The organism is Ruegeria sp. D4, from assembly GCF_056534475.1.
Map to the genome: position 1 here is coordinate 68,316 of NZ_JBQFPJ010000020.1, position 22,211 is coordinate 90,526.

Sequence of the window (22,211 nt, forward strand, 5' to 3'; positions counted from 1 at the left end):
TTTTAAAGGGGGGTATTATGGGCCATCTGGCAGCGTCTCCGCATGGAGTCATCTCGGAACCTTTGCCTGACATATTTTTCGTCACCGGCACACGAGAGATGCATTTCAATGACATTGACTGGCAGTTCAGCCGGAACATGACGATAGTTCGCGAAGGTGACAGGCTGATATTGTTCAATGCGGTCAGGCTTTCCGATGACGGGTTGAAGGCGCTGGAGCAGTTGGGCCGGATTACCGACGTCGTTCAGGTCGGTGGTTTGCACGGAGCCGACGATGCCTTTTACCGGGACACATTTGGCGCGACCTACTGGGCCCAGCCTGGTGCCGGTCAGGAAGGCGTTCCGGTGGATCGTGAACTGGTCGAAGGCGGCGAACTGCCGATATCAGGTGCGCAGCTTTTCACCTTCAGGACCACCAAGACCCCCGAATGCATTTTTAGGCTCGACCGGGACGGCGGCGTAATGATCGCGTGCGACGCTTTGCAGAACTATCTGAATCCAGACGAATTCTTCAGCAAGGATTCCGCCGAAATGATGGAAGGCATGGGGTTCTTTACACCGGCCAATGTCGGCCCGGTCTGGATGCAGGTGTCCGAACCGCAGGCCGAAGATTTTCAGCGGCTGTCGGCTCTGCAATTCAGGCACGTTTTCTGTGGCCACGGCGCGCCGGTATTGGGTGGCGCGTCTGACGCCTACAAGGCGACTTTCAGGCGGCTTTTTGAGTTTTGACTAAAGTGAGCGTGTGCAAACGGCACGCGCGCATGCTTTTACTTTTGGCCCGCCCCTCGGGAGCGTGCCCAAGACCTATTGTTTGTTCACAGAGGAATTCGTCATGACGAGCGCAAATTGGAAAGCAAATCCGTCTTCCGATCAGTGGAATGATCCAAACAACTGGGACACAGATCAGATACCGATGGCAAACGCCCAGTTCGGAGGATCCTCTCATACCGCGATAACCTTCACTCCTGATTCAATGGCTCAGATCGAGTGTCTTGAATTTTCGGAACAGTCGGATGCCTATTCATTCACAATCCGGGATCTTGCCAAGCAGCCCGCGCTGACGATCACCGGGCGCGGCATCGTCAATCAATCGCTCAATACCCAAAGCTTCATCGTGGCTTCCTTTGGAACCTACAACCAACCTCAGCTGAAGTTCACCGGTTCTGCATCCGCTGGCGAGGGGCCGGTCAGTTTTTACGCAGGCCCTCCGTCGCTGGAAACGACCTACGGGGGCGGCACGATCGCCTTTCATGACGACGCCGATGCCGGGGCCGCGTACTTCACCCTCAGAACCGGGAAAGTGCCCCCTCCGGACAGAAACAGCAGTCTTGGTGGCACAGTAAAATTCAGCGAACGTGCCCGCGCGGGAACCGCGACCTTTTCGATTTTTGGAACTCTGGGCAGCGACGGGGATACCTTTGCCAATGCCGTGTTTCATCAGGCGGCATCTGCGGATCGGGGCACTTTCATCAATCACGGTGGCACTGTCCCGGGCGGTGATGGCGGCAACACGCAGTTTTACGACTATTCGACCGCCGGACAGGCGACCTACCTGAATTTTGGCGGCACCGCAGTGGATGCGGACTGGCATGGGGCCAATGGCGGTGACGTCGCTTTTGACGGCTGCGCGACAGGCGGGCAGGGAAAGTTCAACAACTACCCGGCTACAATCGACGGTGCGCATGGCGGCGTGACCAGTTTCAACAACAACCCCAACTATCCTGCGATGGACAATCCCGGCGCATCAGCGGGCGACGGGACCTATATCAACTATGGTGCAACAAAAGACTGGCCCGGAGGCGGCGGGCATACCGAATTCACAGCGCGCTACGGTTATGCCACAGCCGCCAACGCAACCATTGTGAATTTCGGAAGTGCCGTAAACCGCAACTCGGGCGCGGGGCATACGATCTTTTCAATCAAACCCCCGAACGAATTCTTTTCCAGTGCCGGTAAGGCGACAATCTGGAACCACCCCGGTCAGGTTGGCGGCTATACGATATTTGAATCTTCCTACGGCACCGGCGCGCCAAATCTTCCACCGACCGCAGAAACTGCGATCTTTCACAATCTGGGCGGCAATGAACCGGGTCAGGAGGGCGGATATACCTCGTTCACGGATGTGGGCACCGCAGCCAGTGCCACTTTGATTGCTTATGCCGGGGCGCGCGGCGGCGATGGTGGTCAGGTCCTGTTTTCCGACAAATCTACCGGAGGCTCGGCAACGGTTCAGTTGATCGGCAATGGCGTGCTCGACCTCAGCGGACATGATGGCGGTCTTGGTATCGGACAACTGGATTTGACCAATGGCATACTGAAGGTCCAGCTTGGTACGAACCCCACAACGCTCAGTGTTTCCGGGGCCGTAAACGTAAATCGTTCCCCGGTAACGTTGGTTTTTTCCTTCCCTCGCGGCCATGGTCTGAAAAACGGGGTTGAGTACCCCGTTCTTCAGGCTCCGAACATGGCTGAACTGGATGTGGCGCAATTCGTTGGAAATGCCATAGATGGCAATTCACCGACATTTGTGATCACCGGTGACACCCTGAAGGTATCCTACTAGGCCGCGTCCGAGTTTAAGCGGGCTTGTGCCCGAAGAGTACCTTGCAGAAAACACTGGACAGAGCTGTCTATTGATGCTGTTCTCTAATGGACAGTTATGAACAGTACTGTGCCTGTCCGGATCAAAAGCACTCAGGGAAGGAAATGGACCGATGAAGTCACACTATCGTGCGGTCGTTATTGGTGGCGGCGTTGTCGGCGCGTCTGTTTTGTACCATCTGGCCAAATTCGGCTGGAAAGATGTCTGTCTGATCGAGCGGAACATTTTGACCGCGGGCTCAAGCTGGCACGCCGCAGGCGGCTTTCACGCCCTGAATGCGGACCCTAATATCGCTGCATTGCAGGCCTATACGATCGACCTGCTGTCCGAAATCGAAAAGGAATCCGGACAATCCGTCGGGATGCACATGACTGGTGGCCTCACCCTGGCCGGAACACCCGACCGATGGGAATGGTTGCAATCGGCGTATCGGACATTTCAGGCCATCGGCATCGACGACGTGTGTCTCGTGTCGCCCAAAGAGGCCAAAGAACTGTGCCCGATCATGTCCGATCACGGGATTCTGGGCGGCATGTGGGCCGAGCGCGAAGGATATATCGACACCACCGGCACGGTCCATGCCTATGCGGGCGCGGCCAGGAAGCACGGTGCAGAAGTCATAGAACACAACCGAGTTCTGGAATTGAACCAAACCCAGGGCGGATGGGAGGTTGTGACCGAAAAGGGGACGATCCACGCCGAACATGTTGTCAACGCCGCGGGCCTGTGGGCCAAGCAGGTGGGTCGCATGGCCGGTATCGAACTGCCGGTCTCGCCGCTGAACCATCATTACCTGATCTCCGACACGATCCCGGCCGTCGAGAAGCTGGAACGAGAACTGCCGTTGGTCGTGGATCTCGAGGGCTTTACTTACATGCGGCAGGATCAGAACGGCATCCTGCTGGGCATTTACGAGATCGATCACGAACACTGGATGATGGACGGCGCGCCCTGGGAATACGGATTCGAGTTGCAGCAGGAGGACCCGGATCGGATTGAAAAAGAACTGACGCTGGGTTTTGAGCGTTTCCCGGATCTTCAGCATGTGGGCGTCAAAACATGGGTGAACGGCGCCTTTACCTTTTCACCGGACGGCAACCCCCTGGTCGGTCCGGTACGCGGCAAGCCCGGCTACTGGTGTGCCTGCGCGGTGATGGCAGGTTTTCTGCAAGGCGGCGGCGTCGGGAAGTCGCTGGCCGAATGGATGATCCATGGCGAGCCCGAGGCGGATGTCTTTGGCATGGATGTCGCGCGCTACGGGCCATTTGCCGAGAACAAACAATACATCAAGGAAACCACCGGTCAGTTTTACACCCGGCGGTTTGTGATGACCTATCCGAACGAACAATTGCCGGCCGGCCGGCCGCTGAAAATGGCGCCTGCCTATTCGGACATGACCGAAGCGGGCTGCCAGTGGGGCGCCAGTTGGGGACTTGAGGTTCCGCTGTACTTCGCCCCCGCCAAGGATTTTGCAGAAACACCAACCCTAAAACGATCCAACGCATTCGATCTCGTGGCCGAGGAGTGTAAAGCCGTTCGAGAAACCGTCGGGCTGCTGGACATCTCCGGATTCTCGCGTTTCGAAATCTCGGGTCCCAATGCAGAAGCCTGGCTGGACAATCTGATGGCCAGCAAGTTGCCTGGACCCGGACGGGCAAGACTGGCCCCAATGCTGTCCCCCGAAGGCAAGCTGAAAGGTGATTTGACAGTCTTCAACTGGGGCGACGGCACATGGTGGATCATGGGCAGCTACTACCTGCGCGAATGGCACATGCGCTGGTTCAATACCTACCTGACCGATGGTGTCACGATCCGCGACATTGCCGATGATATTGTTGGGTTCAGCCTGTCTGGGCCAAACAGCCGCAAGGTTCTGGAAAAACTGACGGTTGGCCCTATCGGCGACCTTCGGTTTATGGGGTGCGGTACGTTCGATATCGGACTGATCCGCGCCAAAGTCGGCCGACTTTCAGTAGCGGGAGAGCTGGGATACGAAATCCACTGTCGAGCGGCTGAACACATCGCTCTGCGAAAAACCCTTCTGAAGGCCGGAGCGGATCTGGGCATACGTGAAGTTGGTTTCAACGCGTTGCTGTCACTGCGGCTGGAAAAGAGTTTTGGCATCTGGTCGGCCGAGTTTACGCAGGCGTACACGCCCGCGCAAACGGGAATGGATCGCTGGATCGACTGGTCCAAATCGTTCATCGGAAAGTCCGCGGCCGAAGCGGAACGCACGGCCACACCGGATCAGGTCATCGTCACGGTTGAGATCGACAGTCAGGATGCGGATGCCAGCGGTTATGAACCTGTTTGGAAAGATGGCAGGCGCGTGGGCTTTGTCACATCGGGTGGATACGGGCACACAGTACGGAAATCGCTGGCAATGGCCATGGTGGATCGGGAATGTGCCGAGGAAGGGACCAAGTTGCAGATCCATGTGGTGGGCGTTGAAAAAACGGCGCGTGTGATCGCCGCATCGCCCTATGATCCCCAAGGTCTGGCGATGAGAGGGTGATGCGATGAACCCAGAAAACAACAGCCCGGGTGGCAGGCGCAGGGGACGCGGCGGCGAGACCGTCAGGACCCCGGCGCGCGATGTGAACTACCGCCAGCTCAAAACCCCGTTTCCGGCGATGGACGTGTTTTCGGCAGATGAGATTGCGAACATGCACGCAACTGCCCTGCGATTGCTGGAAGAGCTGGGCATAAAAGTTCTGTTGCCCGAGGCCCGGGCTATTTTCGCGAAAGGCGGTGCCCGCGTCGATGAGGACACCGAAATGGTGAATATCGGACGCGACATGGTCGACGCGGCGCTGGCAACGGCGCCAAAGTCCATCACCTGCCGCGCGGGGGCGCGACACCGGGATGTGACACTGGAGCTTGGCAGCCTTGTATTTCAAGCCGGGGCAGGGGCACCCAACGCGACCGACCTCGAACGGGGGCGGCGTGCGGGTTCGGCGCGGGACTACAGGGAATACACGCAGATCAACCATCACTTCGATGTGTTTCAGATGCTATCACCCTCGGTCGAACCTCAGGATGTGCCGACCCATCTGCGGCACTATTTCACGACCGAAGTTCAACTGACGCTGTCAGACAAGTTTCCGTTCCTGTTTTCCCGTGGCACACCGCAGGCAATGGACAATTTTGAGATGCTGAGGAACTTTCGGGGTCTGTCGGACGATGAATTCCTTGCCACGCCACATGCATACACGATCATAAACACCAATAGTCCCCGTACACTCGACATCCCGATGGCGCAGGGTCTGATCGATTTTGCCCGACACGGGCAACTTTCGATTGTCACGCCCTTCACGCTGATGGGTGCGATGGCTCCGATCACGGTGGCCGGGGCGATTACGCTCAGCCATGCCGAGGCGCTGGCGGCGATCACGCTGACCCAGCTGGCCCGTCCGGGTGCGCCGGTCTGCTACGGCACGTTCACGTCCAATGTCGACATGAAATCCGGGGCGCCCGCCTTTGGGACACCTGCGCATTTTCACGCCTCGCTCGCGGCCGGGCAGCTGGCGCGTTTCATAGGTTTGCCCTGGCGTTCCGCTGCCGGTTCAGCGTCCAATCTGAACGACGTGCAGGCGGCAAACGAAAACCAGTTTGGCCTGTGGGGATGCCTGATGGCCGGGGCAACGGTGATCATTCATTCCGCAGGATGGCTCGAAGGTGGGCTCAGTGTTTCCTACGAGAAACTCATTACCGACGCAGAGGTTCTGAACATGGTGGCCGAACTTTGCGCCGGGCGCGCGGCGGGGGTCGATGAAATCGGACTGGATTCGGCACTGTCGCAGGTGGAGCCGTGTGGTCACTTCTTTGCCGCGCCGCAGACAATGAAGCGTTATAACACCGAATTCTACGAGCCGATTGTGCACGACTATGCCAATTTCGGCACCTGGAGCGAACGCGGCTCAGTTGACGCCTCGGTGCGGGCGACCAAGGTCTGGAAAGATATTCTTGCTGCAGACAAAAGACCCGATTTGGATGGTGCACGGGTCGAAAACCTGAAACAGTTCATCGCAAAGCGCACGGCGGAAGGCGGTGCACCGCCGGAGAGTTGAATGAACAAGCGTGCCCAACCAATTTTAAACCGGGATGACCCGGAAAAGGACCCGCTGGTCGGAAACATCAAGGTCACGCGTGAAGACTGGCTGAACCTGTCGCGTGACGTTCTGGTTCACGAAGGTGTTGCCGAGCTGAAGATACTGTCTCTGGCCCGTCGGCTTGGGGTCTCGCGGTCCAGCTTTTACTGGTACTTCGAGGACAGGGCCGATCTTCTGGCAAAGCTTCTGGAGGAGTGGGAGGCGCGGAACACGCAAACGATTGTAACCCACTGCGCAAAACCCGCGCCAGATATCTGTGCTGCGGTTTGCAATTTCTTCCGCTGCTTTGTGACCTCGGATCTGTTCGATCAGGGGCTGGATTTTGCGGTGCGGGAATGGGCGCGCCGGGACGATCAGGTCAATGCTCTGATCGACGCCGCCGATAAAACCCGACTGGACGCCATAACCGAAATGTACGCGCGCCACGGCTACGACGCAGGCGACGCAGATGCGCGGGCCCGCATCCTGTATTTCATGCAGATCGGATATCACGCGGCAGAAATGCGCGAAACTATGGAGGTGCGGGTCAGCCGGATCGAAGGGTTCCTGAAGGGTTTTACCGGAAAGGAACCTTCAGCTGAGTTGATTCAGAGTTTCGTGGCCTATTCACTGGCAATGGATAAGAAAGAATGACGCGGTATTCGGCATTTCAGGTTTTTCGCGAAGGTTTGCGCGGTCAGAAAGGCTGGGCCAAAGCCTGGCGGTCTGCCACGCTGAAACCAGCCTATGATGCGGTGATCATCGGCGGTGGCGGGCACGGGTTGGCAACCGCCTACTACCTTGCCAAAAACCACGGGATGACCAATGTCGCCGTACTTGAAAAAGGCTGGCTTGGCGGCGGCAATACCGGGCGAAACACCACCGCGATCCGCTCCAACTACTTTTATCCTGAAAGCGCCGCGCTTTATGATTTTTCGGTCCGGTTGTACGAACGCCTGTCCAAAGAGCTGAACTACAACGTCATGTTCTCGCAACGCGGTATGCTTGTGACCGCTCATTCCGAGCATGACATGGAAATGGCCGCGCGGCAGTACAACGCCATGCGTCTGAATGGCATAGATGCCGAGCTGCTGAGCCGGGAAGAGATTCGCAAGCGGGTTCCTGTTCTGAACTTCCGGGACGATGCGCGTTATCCGATTCATGGTGGTGTCAATCAGCCGCGTGGCGGAACCGGTCGGCACGACGCGGTTGCCTGGGGATATGCGCGCGCGGCCGACCAATTGGGGGTAGACATCATTCAGAACTGCGAAGTGCAAGGCTTTGTGATGGAAGCCGGGCGTTGCGTCGGTGTGCAGACGTCATTGGGTGAAGTGCGCGCGGGTGTGATTGGCGCTTCTGTGGCAGGGCATTCGTCTGTTCTGGGGCAAATTGCCGGGTACAAATTGCCCATCCATTCTTATGCGCTGCAGGCGTTTGTATCCGAACCGTTGAAGCCGGTTCTGGATACCGTCGTGTTATGCCCGGCACTGGGAACTTATGTCAGCCAATCAGACAAGGGCGGGCTGGTGGTCGGCGGTGGGCTGGACCGAGTGCCGTCCTACGGTCAACGCGGCAACCTGCCGATGCAGGAAGTCGTTTTGGGCGGGCTGGCCGAGATGATGCCGGCCTTGGCCAAGGTGAAGCTTCTGCGCCATTGGGCCGGGATCGTCGACGTGACGCCCGACAGTTCTCCGATTATCGGACCGTCGGGCGTGGATGGCATCTATCTCAATTGCGGCTGGGGTACCGGCGGCTTCAAGGCGATCCCGGCGGGCGGGTATCTGCTGGCACATCTGATGGCCACGGGCGGCCATCACGAGATCAGCCGCCCCTTTGACATCAGCCGTTTCGCAACAGGCGCGCTTGTGGATGAAAGCGCGGCCTCTGGCATTCCGCACTAGGAGGTTGAATTGCAGATATTTCCCTGTCCCTTTTGCGGTCCCCGGGACGAGCGCGAGTTTCACTTTGCAGCCGAGGCGGGAAAAACCCGCCCGGATACCAGCGGCGCGGTTTCCGATGCGGAATGGGCAGGCTATCTGCACATGCACCGCAACGATAAGGGAGTGGTCCGGGAAATCTGGATGCACACAACCTGCGCCGAAGTGTTCCTGTTGGAGCGTGACAGTGTGACGATGGATGTCCTTGGCTCGACCCCTCTCAGAAAGGTCGCGCCATGACGTCATTTCGCACTACTTCGGGCGGGCTGATTGATCGGACCCGGCCGCTGAATTTCACATTCGATGGCAAACCCTATCAGGGATTTGCTGGCGACACTGTGGCTTCGGCGCTGATGGCCAGCGGCGCGCGTGTGATGGGGCGCAGTTTCAAGTACCATCGTCCGCGCGGTGTCTGGAGTGCCTGGGTGGATGAGCCCAACGCGATCATGACAGTCACCTTGAACGGCCGCGAACTGCCCAATTGCCTGGCCACAACCACGCATCTTGAGGAGGGGATGCAGGTCCGCGCGGTCAATGCCTGGCCCACTGCACAGTTCGATATCAAGGGCGGCCTTGATTTCTTTCACCGTTGGTTGTCTGCCGGGTTTTATTACAAAACCTTCATCTGGCCCGACTGGCATCTGTTTGAACCATCGATCCGGAAAATGGCCGGATTGGGCGCAGTGTCGACGGACGTTTTCGACGGCTATTCCTCGGACAAAACTCATGCGCATTGCGACACGCTGGTTGTGGGCGCGGGCCCGGCAGGGCTGGTCGCTGCCCGCACTGCCGCAGAGGCCGGGCAGGACGTCGTTCTGGTCGATGATCATCCGGAAACCGGCGGCAGCGCCTATCAGTTCGAGGCGATTGAATCCGGGGCGCCGGTAGAATGGGTTACATCGCTAAGAATGGCCATCGAGTTGGCAGGCGGGCGCATCCTGACATCGACCACAGCTTTTGGGGTCTATGACCACGGTTTGGTTGGGCTGGTTGAAAACGGCCCTTTCGGCACCGCTCCGCGCCTATGGCGGATGAGGGCAGGGCGCGTCATTCTGGCCAGCGGGGCTTTGGACCGGCCGATAACGTTTGCCAACAATGACCGGCCGGGCGTGATGTCGCTGATGGGCGCGGCCGAGTATCTTGCGCGGTATGGTGTTCTGGCCGGGCGGGAGGTTGCGGTTCTCAGCAATCACTCATTGGCCGATCCGATCATTGCCAAGCTCAAGGACACCGGGGCGCGGGTCGTCCAAATCGACCCTTCGACGGGACCGGTCAAAGTTTCTGGCGGCAAGTCTCTGAAATCAATCTTTGAAGGTGACAGAACCTATCCGGTCGATACCGTGCTGAGCTCAGGCGGGTTGACGCCGCTGGTGCATCTGTGGCGGCACGCTGGGGGTAAACTGGATTGGTGCGCCACGCGGCAGACCTTCCTGCCTGGTGCCGCACCTGGCGGGATGGTCGCAATCGGCGCGGCCAACGGCACCTACGATCTGAACGCAGCGCTGGATGAGGCAAGTGCGGCCGGTCGGGGCGAAACTACAACACGTCCGGACACCACTATTATCCTTAACCCGTTGTGGCCAACACCCGGCTCGAAAGGGCGCCAGTGGATCGATTTTCAGCATGATGTCACGCTCAAAGACGTGGAACTTGCCGCCCGCGAAAACTTTGTCTCGGTCGAGCATCTGAAACGCTACACGACACTTGGGATGGCGTCGGATCAGGGCAAGACATCAAACATGGCCGGGCTTGCGGCCATGGCAGCCATTCAGGACCGGCCAATCCCCGAGGTTGGCACCACAACCTTCCGTCCCCCCTTTGTGCCGGTCCCGATAGAGACCTACCATGGGGCGCGAACCAAGGAACTTTGCAATCCGCTGAAACGCTTGCCGCTGGAACCGCAGCACCGCGCGCTTGACGCGGCGCTTTGTGAATATGGCGGGTGGCTACGCCCGGGATGGTACGGCAACGGAACGCCGGAACAGTTGATCCGGGCCGAGGCAGTGCGCACACGCGAGAGCGCGGGCATTCTCGATGGCTCTCCCTTAGGCAAGATCGAGGTAATGGGCCCGGATGCCGAAGCCTTTGTGAATTTCATCTTTTATAACACCATCAAAACACTCAAACCCGGTGCAATCCGCTACGGATTCATGCTGACCGAAGGCGGCATCGTTTATGATGACGGGGTGATCTCGCGGTTGGATCAGAACCGGTTTGTGATTTCCTGCTCGTCCAGCCACGTGGACAGCGTGCGCATGCACCTGGAATCCTGGCGTCAGGATGGCAACGACCCCGATCGTATTTTTGTGCACGACATGACCCATCAATATGTCACGGTTACGGTCACCGGGCCCAAAGCCCGGGAAATCCTGACGGTTCTCGATCTGGGTATTGATCTGTCCGCTCAGGCGTTCCCGCACATGACCTTTCGGGAAGGGAGCTTCAATGACGCCTCTGTTCGGGTGTCACGTGTCAGTTTCACCGGCGACCTCAGCTATGAAATCTCGGTCCCTGCATCGTCTGGGCGCAGCCTGTGGCAGGCCGCAGTTGAGGCGGCTGCGCCATTCGGCGCCGCCCCTGTCGGCATCGAGGCAATCTCGGTCCTGCGAGCCGAAAAAGGCTATATCATGATCGGCAAGGACACGGATGGAGAGACCATGCCGCACGATCTGGGTTATTCCATGCCCCGGGAAAAGAAGAAAACCCCATTTGTCGGGGACCGCAGCCTTCACACCGCCACGGCCAACCGTTTGGACCGCAAGACACTGGTCGGCCTGACCGTTCCGGTGGGCGAACCGGCCATTCCGACCGGCGCGCATATGGTGACTGGTGACACACCACCCCGCTCGCTGGGTTACGTAACATCAAGCTATGACAGTCCAAGTGTCGGCGCGCCGATTGCATTGGGGTTGATGGAAAGCGGTGCAGAACGAACAGGCGAAATGATCGACATCTGGCACGACGGCCAGCGTCGCAAGGCGACGTTGTGTGCGCCTTGCTTCTACGACCCGGAAGGGGAGCGTCTGAATGCGTGACGACCGGAATAAATGGGCCCCCGCTGGGCAATACGGGCAAGAGATTGATTTGGGGTCAACCGCTATGTCCCGAGTGCATCTCGAACGCCAGACCCTGATGTCCGGCCCCGACCTTGCATCGCGGTCGGTGCCCCCGTGCACCGGCTGGCCTGATGTCGTGGCAGATGACGTTTACACCATCGCCCTGCGTCGCGACAGATTGCTTGAGATCAACGGAGCAGACCGACAGGAAGGCTGGCACGAAGAACAGAACATGGCTGTTTCTGACGTTTCGCACGCCTATTCGGTTTTTGACCTGATTGGGCCGGGGGCGATGGAGTTGCTACAGCGCGGAACCGAAATCCGGCTTGATCAGCCATCCAAAAGCGCGGTCCGTCGATTTTTCGGGTTCGAGGTCATTCTTTACCGCGTTCAATCGGAAACCCGGTTTCGCCTGCATATCGCAAATGCACACGACCACGCATTGTGTGAGTTTCTTACCAAAGCGGCCAATGCTTTCTGACAGTATCTGTGTCGCGAGCGAAGGCCCGTTTCGGGCAGATGAATGGTCGTTCGGTTGATCAGCGAGTGGGGCAAAAACCCACGTTTGGCTTGACTTGGCTTCCCCAAGCAGGAACCGTTAAGTCAGAGGGGTTTATCGGGCTCGGTGGGCATTCCGCTATCTGACCCGCCAGCTTCCGCAGGAGGGCCAGGAACATGTATCGCCTTCGTCTATTTTCGGTCCGGCATTCGGGTACATTTGAAAAAATTTACAAGTACGTGGAAAGGGCGATGGTTGCGCTTGACCCGCTGTTCGACCGGATCGGATATCACCGGGTGGAAAAACCTGTTGCGCTGGTTGAACGGGGTGTGAAATCGCTGCTGTTTGATTGCCGCATGTGCGGTCAATGCGTTTTGTCATCGACCGGTATGTCGTGCCCCATGAATTGCCCGAAACAGTTGCGCAACGGCCCCTGCGGCGGGGTTCGGCCCGGCGAATACTGCGAAGTGAAACCGGACATGAAATGCGTCTGGGCATTGGCCTGGAGCGGGGCGAGCCGGATGAGCAGCGGTGCGGCACAGATCAATGAGGTTTTGCCTCCGGTCGAGCACACCTTGCAGGGGACGTCTTCGTGGCTGCGTGTCAGCCGGGAAAAAGCGATGCGTGCGCGGGATCAACGTGACCTGGCCAAACAAGCCCTGGCGCAGTCCTTCCCCGAGGCCCGGTCGATGGAGCCGGTTGCCGCACCTTTGGCGCAGGAACCCGAAAATATCGGGAGCGGTAAGAAATGACTGGTCATATCGAAGCGCTGGACACTCATTCATCCCGTTCTGCACTTCCGGAAGGATTTGTCTCACACAGTCGTCTGGAAAAAGTCCTGCGGTCTGGCCGGTTTGCCGTCACGGCCGAATTGAACCCTCCTGACAGCGCCGATCCGTCCGATGTCTACGATGCCGCCCAGCCGCTCAGCGAGGTTGCCGATGCCATCAACGCAACGGATGCTTCAGGTGCCAACTGCCACATGTCCTCGATCGGCATATCCGCGTTGCTGACACGGGCCGGGTACTCGCCCGTCTATCAGATCTCCTGCCGTGATCGTAACCGTATCGCAATTCAAGGCGATGTGCTGGGCGCTGCCGCGCTTGGTGTCAGCAACGTCCTGTGCCTGACGGGCGACGGGGTCGGTGCAGGGGATCAGCCCGGCGCGAAACCTGTTTTTGACTTTGATTCGCTGACGTTGCTGCGCACCATCCGCTCGATGCGGGACAACGGAACATTTCTGTCGGGGCGCAAAATAACCGCGCCGCCGCAGATGTTTCTGGGCGCAGCCGAGAACCCATGTATTCCCCCGTATGAATGGCGTCCAAACCGATTGGCCAAAAAGATCACTGCCGGGGCGGATTTCATCCAGACCAACTACATTTTCGACATGCCGTTGTTCGAATCTTTCATGTCTCGTGTCCGGGACGAAGGGTTGGACAAGAAAGTGTTCATTCTGGCGGGGGTCGGCCCGCTAGCATCGGCCCGAGCGGCCCGCTGGATGCGCAACAACGTGCCCGGGATTCATATCCCGGACGCGGTCATCGAACGGCTTGAAAAAGCGGACAATCCCAGCGAGGAAGGCAAAAGGATCTGCATTGAACTGCTTCAGCAGGTACAGCAGATCAGGGGCGTCGCGGGGGCGCATGTCATGGCTTATCGACGCGAACATATGGTTGCCGATATCATCCGCGAAGCCGGAGTTCTGCACGCCCGCCGCAGGACCAACCGATGACACCGGCGCCCTCGTCCAAGCGCAGCGAACTTGGATTGTGGCAAAGAATTTGAATATCATTAGAGTATTGAACAACAAAACCGAAAGACAGCGGCGCTGGCTGTGTGCGCCTGTGGCGGTCTAATTCAAGGGAAGGTCTGCATTATGAAAATTGACGGCAAGCATTACCGCTCGCTCTGGTTCAACACAGAAAAGGATGTGCTGGAGATCATTGATCAGCGATGGCTGCCGCACAAGCTGGTGATCCGGCCTGTCGACACCATGGATGCCTTTTGCACTGCAATCGTGGAAATGAGCGTGCGTGGCGCGCCTTTGATCGGAGCGACCGCCGCATACGGCATGGCGCTGCAAATGCGGCTGGACCCATCGGATGCGGCAATGGATCAGGCCTGGGAAACGCTGCACGCCACACGACCGACCGCGATCAACCTTCGGTGGGCGTTGGACCGGTGCCGTACGGCTATGCGTCAGTTGGCCCCGTCTGACCGGGCGGCAGCGGCATTGCAAATGGCCCATGACATTGCGGACGAAGATGTCGAGATCAATCGGATGATCGGTGTCCACGGACTTGAACTGATCCGCGACATTGCAGCGAAGAAGCCCGAAGGCGAACCGGTCCGCCTGCTGACCCACTGCAACGCCGGCTGGTTGGCGACGGTCGATTGGGGCACCGCCACCAGCCCGATGTATCACGCCTTTGATGCGGGTATTCCCATCCATGTGTGGGCCGATGAAACCCGGCCGCGCAACCAGGGTGCACTGACATCATGGGAACTGGGCAACCACGGCGTGCCGCACACCTATATTGTCGACAACGCAGGCGGGCACCTGATGCAGCACGGGCAGGTCGACATGGTCATTGTCGGCACCGACCGGACCACCCGCCGCGGCGATGTCTGCAACAAAATCGGAACCTATCTCAAGGCGTTGGCCGCCCATGACAACAATGTGCCTTTCTATGTGGCTCTGCCGTCGCCGACCATTGACTGGACGGTCAGTGACGGCGTTCGCGAAATCCCGATCGAGAAACGCGATCCGCGCGAAGTTACGCATATCTGGGGCAGGGACGATGCGAACGAGATTTCTTCGGTGCAGGTGACACCTGACGGAACTGAAGGCATGGATTTTGCGTTCGACGTCACACCCGCGCGGCTTGTCACGGGGCTGATCACTGAACGTGGCGTATTCGAAGCTTCAGAGGAAAGTCTGGCAGCGGGGTTCCCCGAGATGCAGCGCGGCGCTGCCTGATCTGGCACGGCACAGAACAGATCAAATAGTTATTTAGCGAAACGCTGGTGCACTTGCAGCCCGCCTAACTATGGCGGGCTAGATGCTTTCGAAGGCGAAATTCAGGCTTTAGAAGAAAATGAATTCATCCACGTGGAATGGATGAAACGCCTGAGCTTTGCCTGTGCTGATGCCATTCGCTTTGGCCTGGTGAGGGGCGGCTTCCTGCGCCCTTGCCGCCCGGATACGTGCCCGCTCAAGCTCTGCCCAAAGAAAAAACAGGCCCTCACGTTTCCCTACCAGGGATTCCGGCACCAAACGCCGCGATTTTTTGACTTTCTGCTCGATTTTTGCCTCCGGGCTTTGCACCCCTTTTGCACATTTCTAACAATGCGGCAAAATTTGGGCAACGAAATTCCCGGAGGACGTCGAGTTATGCGCTGATATATGCCCGGAAAGCCTACTTTCCGTTCATATCCTGCCACCCACATTACGTTTTGACAGTGTATGAACCGAGGTTAGTTTGCCCTGTTCACCATGTTCGTCACGCTTGTTGCCGCGAAGAGCAAGGCAGCCACACAAACGATTGTTGGCCCGGCAGGCGTATCGAATTCCAAGGCAGCGCGTAGCCCCCCAATAACCGATAAGGTGCCGATCACGGCAGCTATCACCGCCATGCTTTCAGGCGTACGGGCCAGAGGCCGGGCTGCTGCCGAAGGGATGATCAGCATTGCGCCGATAAGCAACACGCCAACAACCTTGATGGCAACTGCAACCGTGACAGCCAGCGCCAGCGTGAGAAACAACTGCTCTCGTCTTGGGTCAATACCGCTTGCATAAGCCAGATCGGTGTTGAGGGTCGCCGTCAGCAATGCCGACCAGCGCCACGAAATCAACAGAACAACCAGCGCCGCACCGCCCCAGATCACAGCCAGATCACCGCGTGATACGGCCAAAATATCGCCAAACAGATAGGCCATCAGGTCTATTCGCACCCCTGACAGAAACGAAACTGCGACCAGACCGAAGGCAAGTGCGGAATGGGCCAGTACCCCCAACAAGGTGTCCATCGTGTATCCGCGCCCGGACAGGAACGTCACAGTCAGCGCCAGTAGAAGCGCAACGGCAGTCGCGCCTGCAAAGATCGACACCTGAAAAGAAAGGGACAAGGCAACCCCCAGAATTGCGGCATGGGCGGTTGCATCGCCGAAATAGGCCATGCGCCGCCAGACCACAAAAGAACCCAAAGGTGCCGCTGCGCACGCTACACCAACCCCGGCCAGCGTGGCGCGCGTCAAAAAATCATCCAGCATTACTCGGCAGCCTCCTTCGAAGCGTGATCATGACCATGGTCGTGGTCATGGCGATACAGTGCCAGTGCACCACCTGTCCCCGAACCGAACAGGGCCCGGTATTCCGGCGCGGTTGCCACCGTTGCAGGCGTACCTTCGCAACAGACGTGGCCGTTCAGGCATATGACACGGTCCGAGGCGCTCATGACCACGTGTAGATCGTGGCTGATCATCAGTACGGCGCATCCGGTCTCGGCACGGGTGGCTTCGATCTGTTGATAAAACGCTGCAGAACCCGGTTGATCGAGCCCCTGAGTCGCCTCGTCCAGCAACAGCAACTCGGGCTGGTTCAGCAAAGCCCGCGCCAGCAGGACGCGCTGGAACTGCCCACCGGACAGTTGTGACATTTGCTGCCCCGAAAGATCGGGAACGCCCGCACGTTTCAGCGCTTGTCTGCAGGCCGATCGATTAACGGCGCCCGGAAGACGCATGAACCGTTCCACCGTGATCGGAAGCGTAGGGTCGATATGCAGCCGCTGCGGCACATAACCCAGCCTCAGCCCGGGTTTCAGCCGTACACGGCCAGTCGAAGCACGCGTCGCCCCGATCAGGGACCGCAGCAGGCTTGTCTTTCCCGATCCGTTTGGCCCGACTATCGTGACGATCTCACCCGGATTTATCGACAGGTTCACATCGCGCAGCACGGTTTTTGCGCCATAGCGGATGCTGAGGCCTTCAATGGTTGCGAGACTCATGAATTTTCTTTCCCAACGCAGGTCGGGCACAGGCCTTCTACTTCGATGATGGTACGTTCAATCCGGAATCCGGATGTCTTGGCAGCTTCTCCCAATGCCCCTTTTTCGGGGGTGGATTGTGCCTCGGCGACTATTTCGCAGTTTCGGCAGATCATGAAGGCAGGGGCGTGCGCTTCGCCGGGATGGGCGCAGGCAACGAACGCGTTCAGTCGTTCGATTTTGTGAACGAATCCATGCTCAACCAGAAAATCCAGCGCACGATACGCGACCGGTGGTTGAGATCCGAAACCCGCCTCGCGCAGCCTTTCAAGGATCGCATAGGCGCCAAGCGCCTTGTGGTCTTCCAGCAGCACTTGCAACACCTTGCGTCGAACGGGTGTAAAGCGAAGGTTCTCTTTCTCGCAACGCGCATCTGCCGACGCGATAGCGTCGGTAACGCAGGCGGAATGGTCATGCTGTTCGAACCCGACGCTGACGGCTTCCTCGCGGTTCTGCAAGTCACTTGTCATGTTATTACATATCGTATAGTTGAGCGATTAATGTTATACAATCACATAGGGAACCCCATGTCCAGAAAGCTTCTTTCCCTGTCCATCAGCGCAACCTTGTTTGGAAGTGTGGCGTGGGCTGATACACCGAATGTCGCAGTTGATATCGCGCCCGTGCATTCACTGGTCGCGCGGGTAATGGATGGTGTCGGCAGTCCGGTTCTGATTGTTCAACCCGGAGCTTCGCCGCACGAATACTCCCTGCGCCCTTCGGACGCCGCTGCACTGCAAGACGCGGACTTGGTGTTTTGGGTCGGAGAAGACCTGACACCCTGGTTGGAAGGGGCAATCGAAACGCTTTCGGAAAACGCAGATGTGACATCCCTGATGGAGGCTGAGGGCGCGGTCGAACTGGAGCTTCGCGAGAGCGCGTTGTTCGAGGCGCATGACCATGAAGCACATGCCGACTCGGACAATCACGATCACGATGACCACAATGATCATGAAAACCATGATGAACATGATGACGATCATGCCGAAGAAAAAGATCATGACGACCACGATCACGACGAACATGCTGAACACGATCATGGGTCACACGACACTCATGTCTGGTTGTCACCCGAGAACGCGGCAATCTGGCTGAACCTGATCGCCGGGAAGCTCTCAGCCTCTGATCCGGACAATGCAAGTGCCTATTTCTCGAACGCTGCGGCGGCACGGGAAGAAATCGAAGCCCTGAAAACCGAGATCAACGAGATATTGGAACCGGCGCGCGGGAAAGAGTTCATTGTCTTCCATGATGCCTACCAATATTTCGAAGTTGCCTTCGATATTCCGGCCGCCGGGGCAATTTCGCTTTCTGATGCCTCCGATCCCAGCCCGGCACGGATCGCCGAGATTCAGGGCCGTATTCGTGCGGAGGGCATCGACTGTGTCCTTGCCGAACCTCAGTACGACCCCAAACTGGTCCAGACGGTTCTGGACGGGACCGAGGCCAATACCGGCGTCAGCGACCCGATCGGCGCAAATATCGAACCGGGTCCATCGTTTTATCCTCAACTTCTTCGTAATCTTGCAACCACCCTCTCGGATTGCCTTTGACCATTCGGCCTGCATTCCGCTGAAATCGGAGTGCAGGCCGAAACCTCGCAAGGAAACCGTTCGGTTGACCGGCGGATTCATTTGAATCCGCCGAATTTCAGCGCAACGCTTTTCGCGCAGCAACTCCTCGGCTACACTTCTCTCATTGATAACGAGTATTTACCGCTGTCCCGGCATTCATTTGTTTTTTGAGAGGAAAAGTCATGAGCAAACGTCCCACAAAATCGCGGAAGTCAAAGTCTGGCGGAAAGTCCAGCTTGCCAAAAGCGCTTGCTGCGGCCCCGCGGCTTGGTAACCGGGTGCTGAACGCTCACAGGGATATGACTGACCTGCGGGACAGAGCATATAAGCCAACATTGCGACAGCTTCGCCTGACGATGGATCCGCCGCATCCCGATCTAAGCCCCATACGGGATCAGGGACGGGAAGGGGCTTGTACCGGGTTTGCCCTGTCCAGTGCGATCACCCTGATGAACCGGCAGCGCCACGCACGGATCGATCCGTCCGCACAGGTCCCGATGGCCAGTGCACGCATGCTGTACGAGATGGCCAAAATCAACGATGAATGGCCCGGGGAAGACTACGAAGGGTCCAGCATCCGTGCGGCCTTGAAAGGGTTCTACCACAACGGCGTCTGCAGCGACGAAACCGCACCGTACCAGGATGGTGACTCCGGCTGGCATCTGACTGTTGAGCACGCCAAAGAGGCCCGCAACCTTGGACTGGGCGCATATTATCGCATGCGTCCGGAAATTATCGACTACCACGCCGCTTTGAATGAGGTCGGCGTCATCTACGTGTCCGCGCGGATTCACCGGGGATGGCGAAATCCGGCGGATGGCGAAATCGAACCTTCATATTTCAGCGAGGGCGGACACGCCTTCATCATCGTCGGCTATAATGAACGCGGGTTTCTGATCCAGAATTCATGGGGCGAGGACTGGGGCGGCTTCGATGGCCGTCCGGGAATTGCCCTGTGGAAGTATGAAGACTGGTCCGCCACCATTATGGATGCCTGGGTGTTGCGCCTGGCGGTTCCGACGCCGGACGCCTTTGACCTGACAATCAGCAATCCTTCACCTCAATCTCGAACCCTGTTCGGTTCACAGGAAGTCCGCGCGCCCCGGCACGAAGACATCATCGGACACATCATCCATCTCGATGACGGTCAGCTTAGGGAAACCGGGAAATACCCGACACCGATGACGACCATACAGGAGACTGCGGACTTTCTGTCCGACGAAGCCGCAACGGCTGAGCGTGGGTACGAACACCTGTTATTCTATGCGCATGGCGGCCTGAACAACGCCAACGCCTCGGCCAATCGCGTCCGGAAAATGAAGGAAGTGTTCAAGCGCAACGGAATTTACCCCATCCACTTCATGTGGGAGACCGGTTTTTTTGAATCGCTCACCGATGTCGTCTTTTCGTCGCGCAGTAGGGCCGAGGCTCGGGTCGGCGGCCTGTCGGATTTCTTTGATACCGCCCTGGAATCCTTTGCCCGCAAACCGGGAACAGCTGTATGGCGCGACATGAAATGGGACGCCTGGGAAAGCTTTAGGGCCGGGGGCGGCGGGCGTAAAGCTGTCAAGGCACTTCTAAAGGGCAACGCGCAGCGGTCCAAACCCCTTCAGATCCATTTTGTGGGTCACAGCGCGGGCTCGATACTTCTGGCGCATATGCTGGATGCCATGGACAAAATGAACCCGCTCAAAACCCCGGTTGCATCATGTTCCCTGATGGCTCCGGCCTGCACCGTCGATCTGTTCCAGAAAAGCTATCACCCCAGAATACGCAAAGCCGGAGTTGCCAGCGGTGTCGCAAACCTTTGGCAGTATAACCTGATCGATCAGCGCGAACAGGATGACAGTGTCGGGCCCTATCGGAAATCCCTGCTGTATTTCGTGTCCAATGCATTTGAAGACCAAAAGGAAATGCCGATCCTGGGCATGGACAAGTTCGGCAAAAAGGTTCCCGGGAAGAAGGGCTACAAAGTGCACTTTGCCGGGCGTGCATCATCTATGACGGACAGTCACACCCATGGCGGATTCGACAATGATCGCCAGACAATGAACGATATTCTCAAAAATGTGCTTGGGAAAAAACCGTCACCTGCGAACGGGTTCCAGCCCAGCGATCTTGTCGGTTACTGACATGCGCTCTGGTTAGAGCGCAGACATCAGTTCAGTAAGCGACCGAGGACGGAAACTGGGCCAATGCGGTGGCACCTGAACTGTGTTGTTTCACCGGTCCAGGCAGGCATCCGGAGAACCGCTGTTCCCGGACCTTTTCCGGAGTGTTGTTGTACATTGTCCAAAAGGACCGACCCAGGGACGTGATCGACGAAAACCCGGTCGCGGCAGATATTTCTCGCAATGACATGTCCGTATTGCGCAGCAGGCTGTTTGCACGCTCCAGCCTCAGCGCCCTGTAAGTGCATAGCAGCTTGGTTCCTGTTTTGCTCAGAAACCTTCGCTGAAGCTGCCGGGTCGACGTGCCCAGTACGGTCGAGATATCAGGGATTTTCAGCGGCTCTTCAATGTGGGTCAGCATAGTGTCCACGGCCTGCCTGACCAGTGGGTCTGCGCCCGACCGTTGTATAAGCCGGATGGCCAGTTGGCTTTGGTATTGTGGTCCCGACTCCGTCAGACCGATATAGTCGCGCAGGGATTCCGCAATGTAGGCCCCGTGATCAAGCGACACGAAATCCGACATCAGCCGCAGTGAGCTGAGCCTGGTCGAAGCACTGTGCATGCGACCTGTCGAAGCAAGATGTGTATCGGTTCCGCATTGCTGCAACCCGTTTTCCTGCGCTGCGGCAACAAAGTTTGAATGGACAGCGGCGTCTGTTTTGTCGGCCCGTCCCATCTGCGCCAGCAGCAGAACGGCGCCGCCAACCAGAATTGTTCTTGGTGCCAGGCTAAACACCTGCGAGGTCCAGTTGCGCTCGCGCGAGGAGAGTTTCCAGTTTTTGTGAATATCGCCCCAGAAAATCGCGGTCCGTCCGGCCCAGTACAAGGGTGTCCCCGCGCTTTCAACGGCGACACGCCGGATGTTTACCTTGTAGGAGTGCCCCTCGATCAGATCGTTCAACGCGTCGTAGAATTCGACGATCATATCGGTGGATGGCAGTGCACCCGTTTCCTTTACGAAAACGTCAACTTCATGGACCTTCAGGGCCTTGAGCGCGGCCGGCTCAGCCAGTTCGCTGCTGGCGTTTTTAGGGATATAGTGCTTCATCTCAATAACAGTGACCTGCTTTCAATTTGTGCACCGGAGTGTGGCTGCGGAGGTGGCTAAATGGTGCCCCCGCCGGATGTTTCCGGCGAGGGGTTTTATCTTTCACTCAGCGGCTTCTTCGTATTCTGACATTGGAGGGCATGTGCAGATGAGGTTTCTGTCGCCGTATGCGTTGTCGACGCGGTT

19 protein-coding genes are annotated in these 22,211 nt (G+C 57.9%); 14 read left to right on the forward strand and 5 right to left on the reverse strand.

Annotated features, from left to right (window positions below; translation table 11 throughout):
- The first annotated feature begins 17 nt into the window (after positions 1-17).
- The 12 genes from ACR0MI_RS20280 (at position 18) to mtnA (ending at position 15,167) form a co-directional block, all read left to right on the forward strand.
- The gene (locus ACR0MI_RS20280; protein WP_480442034.1) at positions 18-728 is read left to right on the forward strand and encodes an MBL fold metallo-hydrolase; all 711 of its coding nucleotides are present in this window, start codon (positions 18-20) and stop codon (positions 726-728) included.
- A 103-nt stretch (positions 729-831) separates the two neighbouring features.
- A complete protein-coding gene (locus ACR0MI_RS20285) occupies positions 832-2,562 on the forward strand; it encodes a hypothetical protein (RefSeq protein WP_170613925.1) in 1,731 nt (576 codons plus the stop codon).
- A gap of 151 nt (positions 2,563-2,713) precedes the next feature.
- A complete protein-coding gene (locus ACR0MI_RS20290; RefSeq protein WP_170613926.1) occupies positions 2,714-5,116 on the forward strand; it encodes a GcvT family protein in 2,403 nt (800 codons plus the stop codon).
- Between the two features lie 4 nt (positions 5,117-5,120).
- On the forward strand, positions 5,121-6,671 hold the full coding sequence (locus ACR0MI_RS20295; RefSeq protein ID WP_170613927.1) for a trimethylamine methyltransferase family protein: 1,551 nt from the start codon (positions 5,121-5,123) through the stop codon (positions 6,669-6,671).
- Positions 6,672-7,346, forward strand: coding sequence for a TetR/AcrR family transcriptional regulator (locus ACR0MI_RS20300; RefSeq protein ID WP_170613928.1), 675 nt, complete (start codon positions 6,672-6,674; stop codon positions 7,344-7,346).
- Positions 7,343-8,593 carry a sarcosine oxidase subunit beta family protein gene (locus ACR0MI_RS20305; protein WP_170613929.1) on the forward strand — a complete coding sequence of 417 codons (1,251 nt, stop codon included), beginning with the start codon at positions 7,343-7,345 and terminating at the stop codon, positions 8,591-8,593. Before ACR0MI_RS20300 ends, ACR0MI_RS20305 begins: the two co-directional genes overlap by 4 nt.
- A gap of 9 nt (positions 8,594-8,602) precedes the next feature.
- A complete protein-coding gene (locus tag ACR0MI_RS20310) occupies positions 8,603-8,869 on the forward strand; it encodes a sarcosine oxidase subunit delta (protein WP_170613930.1) in 267 nt (88 codons plus the stop codon).
- Positions 8,866-11,664 carry a 2Fe-2S iron-sulfur cluster-binding protein gene (locus tag ACR0MI_RS20315; RefSeq protein ID WP_170816929.1) on the forward strand — a complete coding sequence of 933 codons (2,799 nt, stop codon included), beginning with the start codon at positions 8,866-8,868 and terminating at the stop codon, positions 11,662-11,664. Before ACR0MI_RS20310 ends, ACR0MI_RS20315 begins: the two co-directional genes overlap by 4 nt.
- Entirely contained in the window at positions 11,657-12,166 is a 510-nt protein-coding gene (locus ACR0MI_RS20320; protein WP_170613932.1) for an aminomethyltransferase family protein, read from the forward strand. The genes ACR0MI_RS20315 and ACR0MI_RS20320 overlap by 8 nt, the downstream gene beginning before the upstream one ends.
- 269 nt (positions 12,167-12,435) lie before the next feature.
- The gene (locus ACR0MI_RS20325) at positions 12,436-12,936 is read left to right on the forward strand and encodes a methylenetetrahydrofolate reductase C-terminal domain-containing protein (protein ID WP_480492313.1); all 501 of its coding nucleotides are present in this window, start codon (positions 12,436-12,438) and stop codon (positions 12,934-12,936) included.
- Positions 12,933-13,919, forward strand: a complete 987-nt coding sequence (locus ACR0MI_RS20330) for a methylenetetrahydrofolate reductase (protein ID WP_170619776.1) — start codon at positions 12,933-12,935, stop codon at positions 13,917-13,919. The genes ACR0MI_RS20325 and ACR0MI_RS20330 overlap by 4 nt, the downstream gene beginning before the upstream one ends.
- Positions 13,920-14,063: 144 nt before the next feature.
- Positions 14,064-15,167 (forward strand): S-methyl-5-thioribose-1-phosphate isomerase, encoded by a 1,104-nt coding sequence (gene mtnA / locus ACR0MI_RS20335; protein ID WP_170613935.1) that lies wholly within the window; start codon positions 14,064-14,066, stop codon positions 15,165-15,167.
- 108 nt (positions 15,168-15,275) lie between these two features.
- On the opposite strand, the gene ACR0MI_RS20340 is transcribed toward mtnA, so the two are convergent.
- From ACR0MI_RS20340 to ACR0MI_RS20355, 4 genes are all read right to left on the reverse strand, one after another.
- On the reverse strand, positions 15,276-15,515 hold the full coding sequence (locus ACR0MI_RS20340; RefSeq protein ID WP_170682419.1) for a hypothetical protein: 240 nt from the start codon (positions 15,513-15,515) through the stop codon (positions 15,276-15,278).
- Between the two features lie 149 nt (positions 15,516-15,664).
- Positions 15,665-16,459, reverse strand: a complete 795-nt coding sequence (locus ACR0MI_RS20345; protein ID WP_170613936.1) for a metal ABC transporter permease — start codon at positions 16,457-16,459, stop codon at positions 15,665-15,667.
- Positions 16,459-17,193 (reverse strand): metal ABC transporter ATP-binding protein, encoded by a 735-nt coding sequence (locus ACR0MI_RS20350; RefSeq protein WP_170613937.1) that lies wholly within the window; start codon positions 17,191-17,193, stop codon positions 16,459-16,461. The genes ACR0MI_RS20345 and ACR0MI_RS20350 overlap by 1 nt, the downstream gene beginning before the upstream one ends.
- Positions 17,190-17,702, reverse strand: coding sequence for a transcriptional repressor (locus ACR0MI_RS20355; RefSeq protein ID WP_170613938.1), 513 nt, complete (start codon positions 17,700-17,702; stop codon positions 17,190-17,192). The genes ACR0MI_RS20350 and ACR0MI_RS20355 overlap by 4 nt, the downstream gene beginning before the upstream one ends.
- 57 nt (positions 17,703-17,759) lie before the next feature.
- On the opposite strand from ACR0MI_RS20355, the gene ACR0MI_RS20360 reads away from it, so the two are divergent.
- Entirely contained in the window at positions 17,760-18,785 is a 1,026-nt protein-coding gene (locus ACR0MI_RS20360) for a metal ABC transporter solute-binding protein, Zn/Mn family (RefSeq protein ID WP_170619777.1), read from the forward strand.
- Positions 18,786-18,988: 203 nt separating this feature from the next.
- Positions 18,989-20,938 (forward strand): C1 family peptidase, encoded by a 1,950-nt coding sequence (locus tag ACR0MI_RS20365; RefSeq protein ID WP_170619778.1) that lies wholly within the window; start codon positions 18,989-18,991, stop codon positions 20,936-20,938.
- 31 nt (positions 20,939-20,969) lie between these two features.
- Here the strand turns inward: ACR0MI_RS20365 and ACR0MI_RS20370 are convergent, their stop codons facing one another.
- Complete coding sequence (locus tag ACR0MI_RS20370) at positions 20,970-22,025, reverse strand: helix-turn-helix domain-containing protein (protein WP_170613941.1); 1,056 nt, start codon at positions 22,023-22,025, stop codon at positions 20,970-20,972.
- Positions 22,026-22,211: the final 186 nt, after the last annotated feature.

Coding starts and splice junctions, on each gene's coding strand:
- ACR0MI_RS20295 (WP_170613927.1), top strand. CDS start 5,121: ATGAACCCAGAAAACAACAGCCCGGGTGGCAGGCGCAGGGGACGCGGC.
- ACR0MI_RS20280 (WP_480442034.1), top strand. CDS start 18: ATGGGCCATCTGGCAGCGTCTCCGCATGGAGTCATCTCGGAACCTTTG.
- ACR0MI_RS20300 (WP_170613928.1), top strand. CDS start 6,672: ATGAACAAGCGTGCCCAACCAATTTTAAACCGGGATGACCCGGAAAAG.
- ACR0MI_RS20365 (WP_170619778.1), top strand. CDS start 18,989: ATGAGCAAACGTCCCACAAAATCGCGGAAGTCAAAGTCTGGCGGAAAG.
- ACR0MI_RS20285 (WP_170613925.1), top strand. CDS start 832: ATGACGAGCGCAAATTGGAAAGCAAATCCGTCTTCCGATCAGTGGAAT.
- mtnA (WP_170613935.1), top strand. CDS start 14,064: ATGAAAATTGACGGCAAGCATTACCGCTCGCTCTGGTTCAACACAGAA.
- ACR0MI_RS20330 (WP_170619776.1), top strand. CDS start 12,933: ATGACTGGTCATATCGAAGCGCTGGACACTCATTCATCCCGTTCTGCA.
- ACR0MI_RS20360 (WP_170619777.1), top strand. CDS start 17,760: ATGTCCAGAAAGCTTCTTTCCCTGTCCATCAGCGCAACCTTGTTTGGA.
- ACR0MI_RS20305 (WP_170613929.1), top strand. CDS start 7,343: ATGACGCGGTATTCGGCATTTCAGGTTTTTCGCGAAGGTTTGCGCGGT.
- ACR0MI_RS20370 (WP_170613941.1), bottom strand. CDS start 22,025: ATGAAGCACTATATCCCTAAAAACGCCAGCAGCGAACTGGCTGAGCCG.
- ACR0MI_RS20345 (WP_170613936.1), bottom strand. CDS start 16,459: ATGCTGGATGATTTTTTGACGCGCGCCACGCTGGCCGGGGTTGGTGTA.
- ACR0MI_RS20315 (WP_170816929.1), top strand. CDS start 8,866: ATGACGTCATTTCGCACTACTTCGGGCGGGCTGATTGATCGGACCCGG.
- ACR0MI_RS20355 (WP_170613938.1), bottom strand. CDS start 17,702: ATGACAAGTGACTTGCAGAACCGCGAGGAAGCCGTCAGCGTCGGGTTC.
- ACR0MI_RS20350 (WP_170613937.1), bottom strand. CDS start 17,193: ATGAGTCTCGCAACCATTGAAGGCCTCAGCATCCGCTATGGCGCAAAA.
- ACR0MI_RS20325 (WP_480492313.1), top strand. CDS start 12,436: ATGGTTGCGCTTGACCCGCTGTTCGACCGGATCGGATATCACCGGGTG.
- ACR0MI_RS20320 (WP_170613932.1), top strand. CDS start 11,657: ATGCGTGACGACCGGAATAAATGGGCCCCCGCTGGGCAATACGGGCAA.
- ACR0MI_RS20290 (WP_170613926.1), top strand. CDS start 2,714: ATGAAGTCACACTATCGTGCGGTCGTTATTGGTGGCGGCGTTGTCGGC.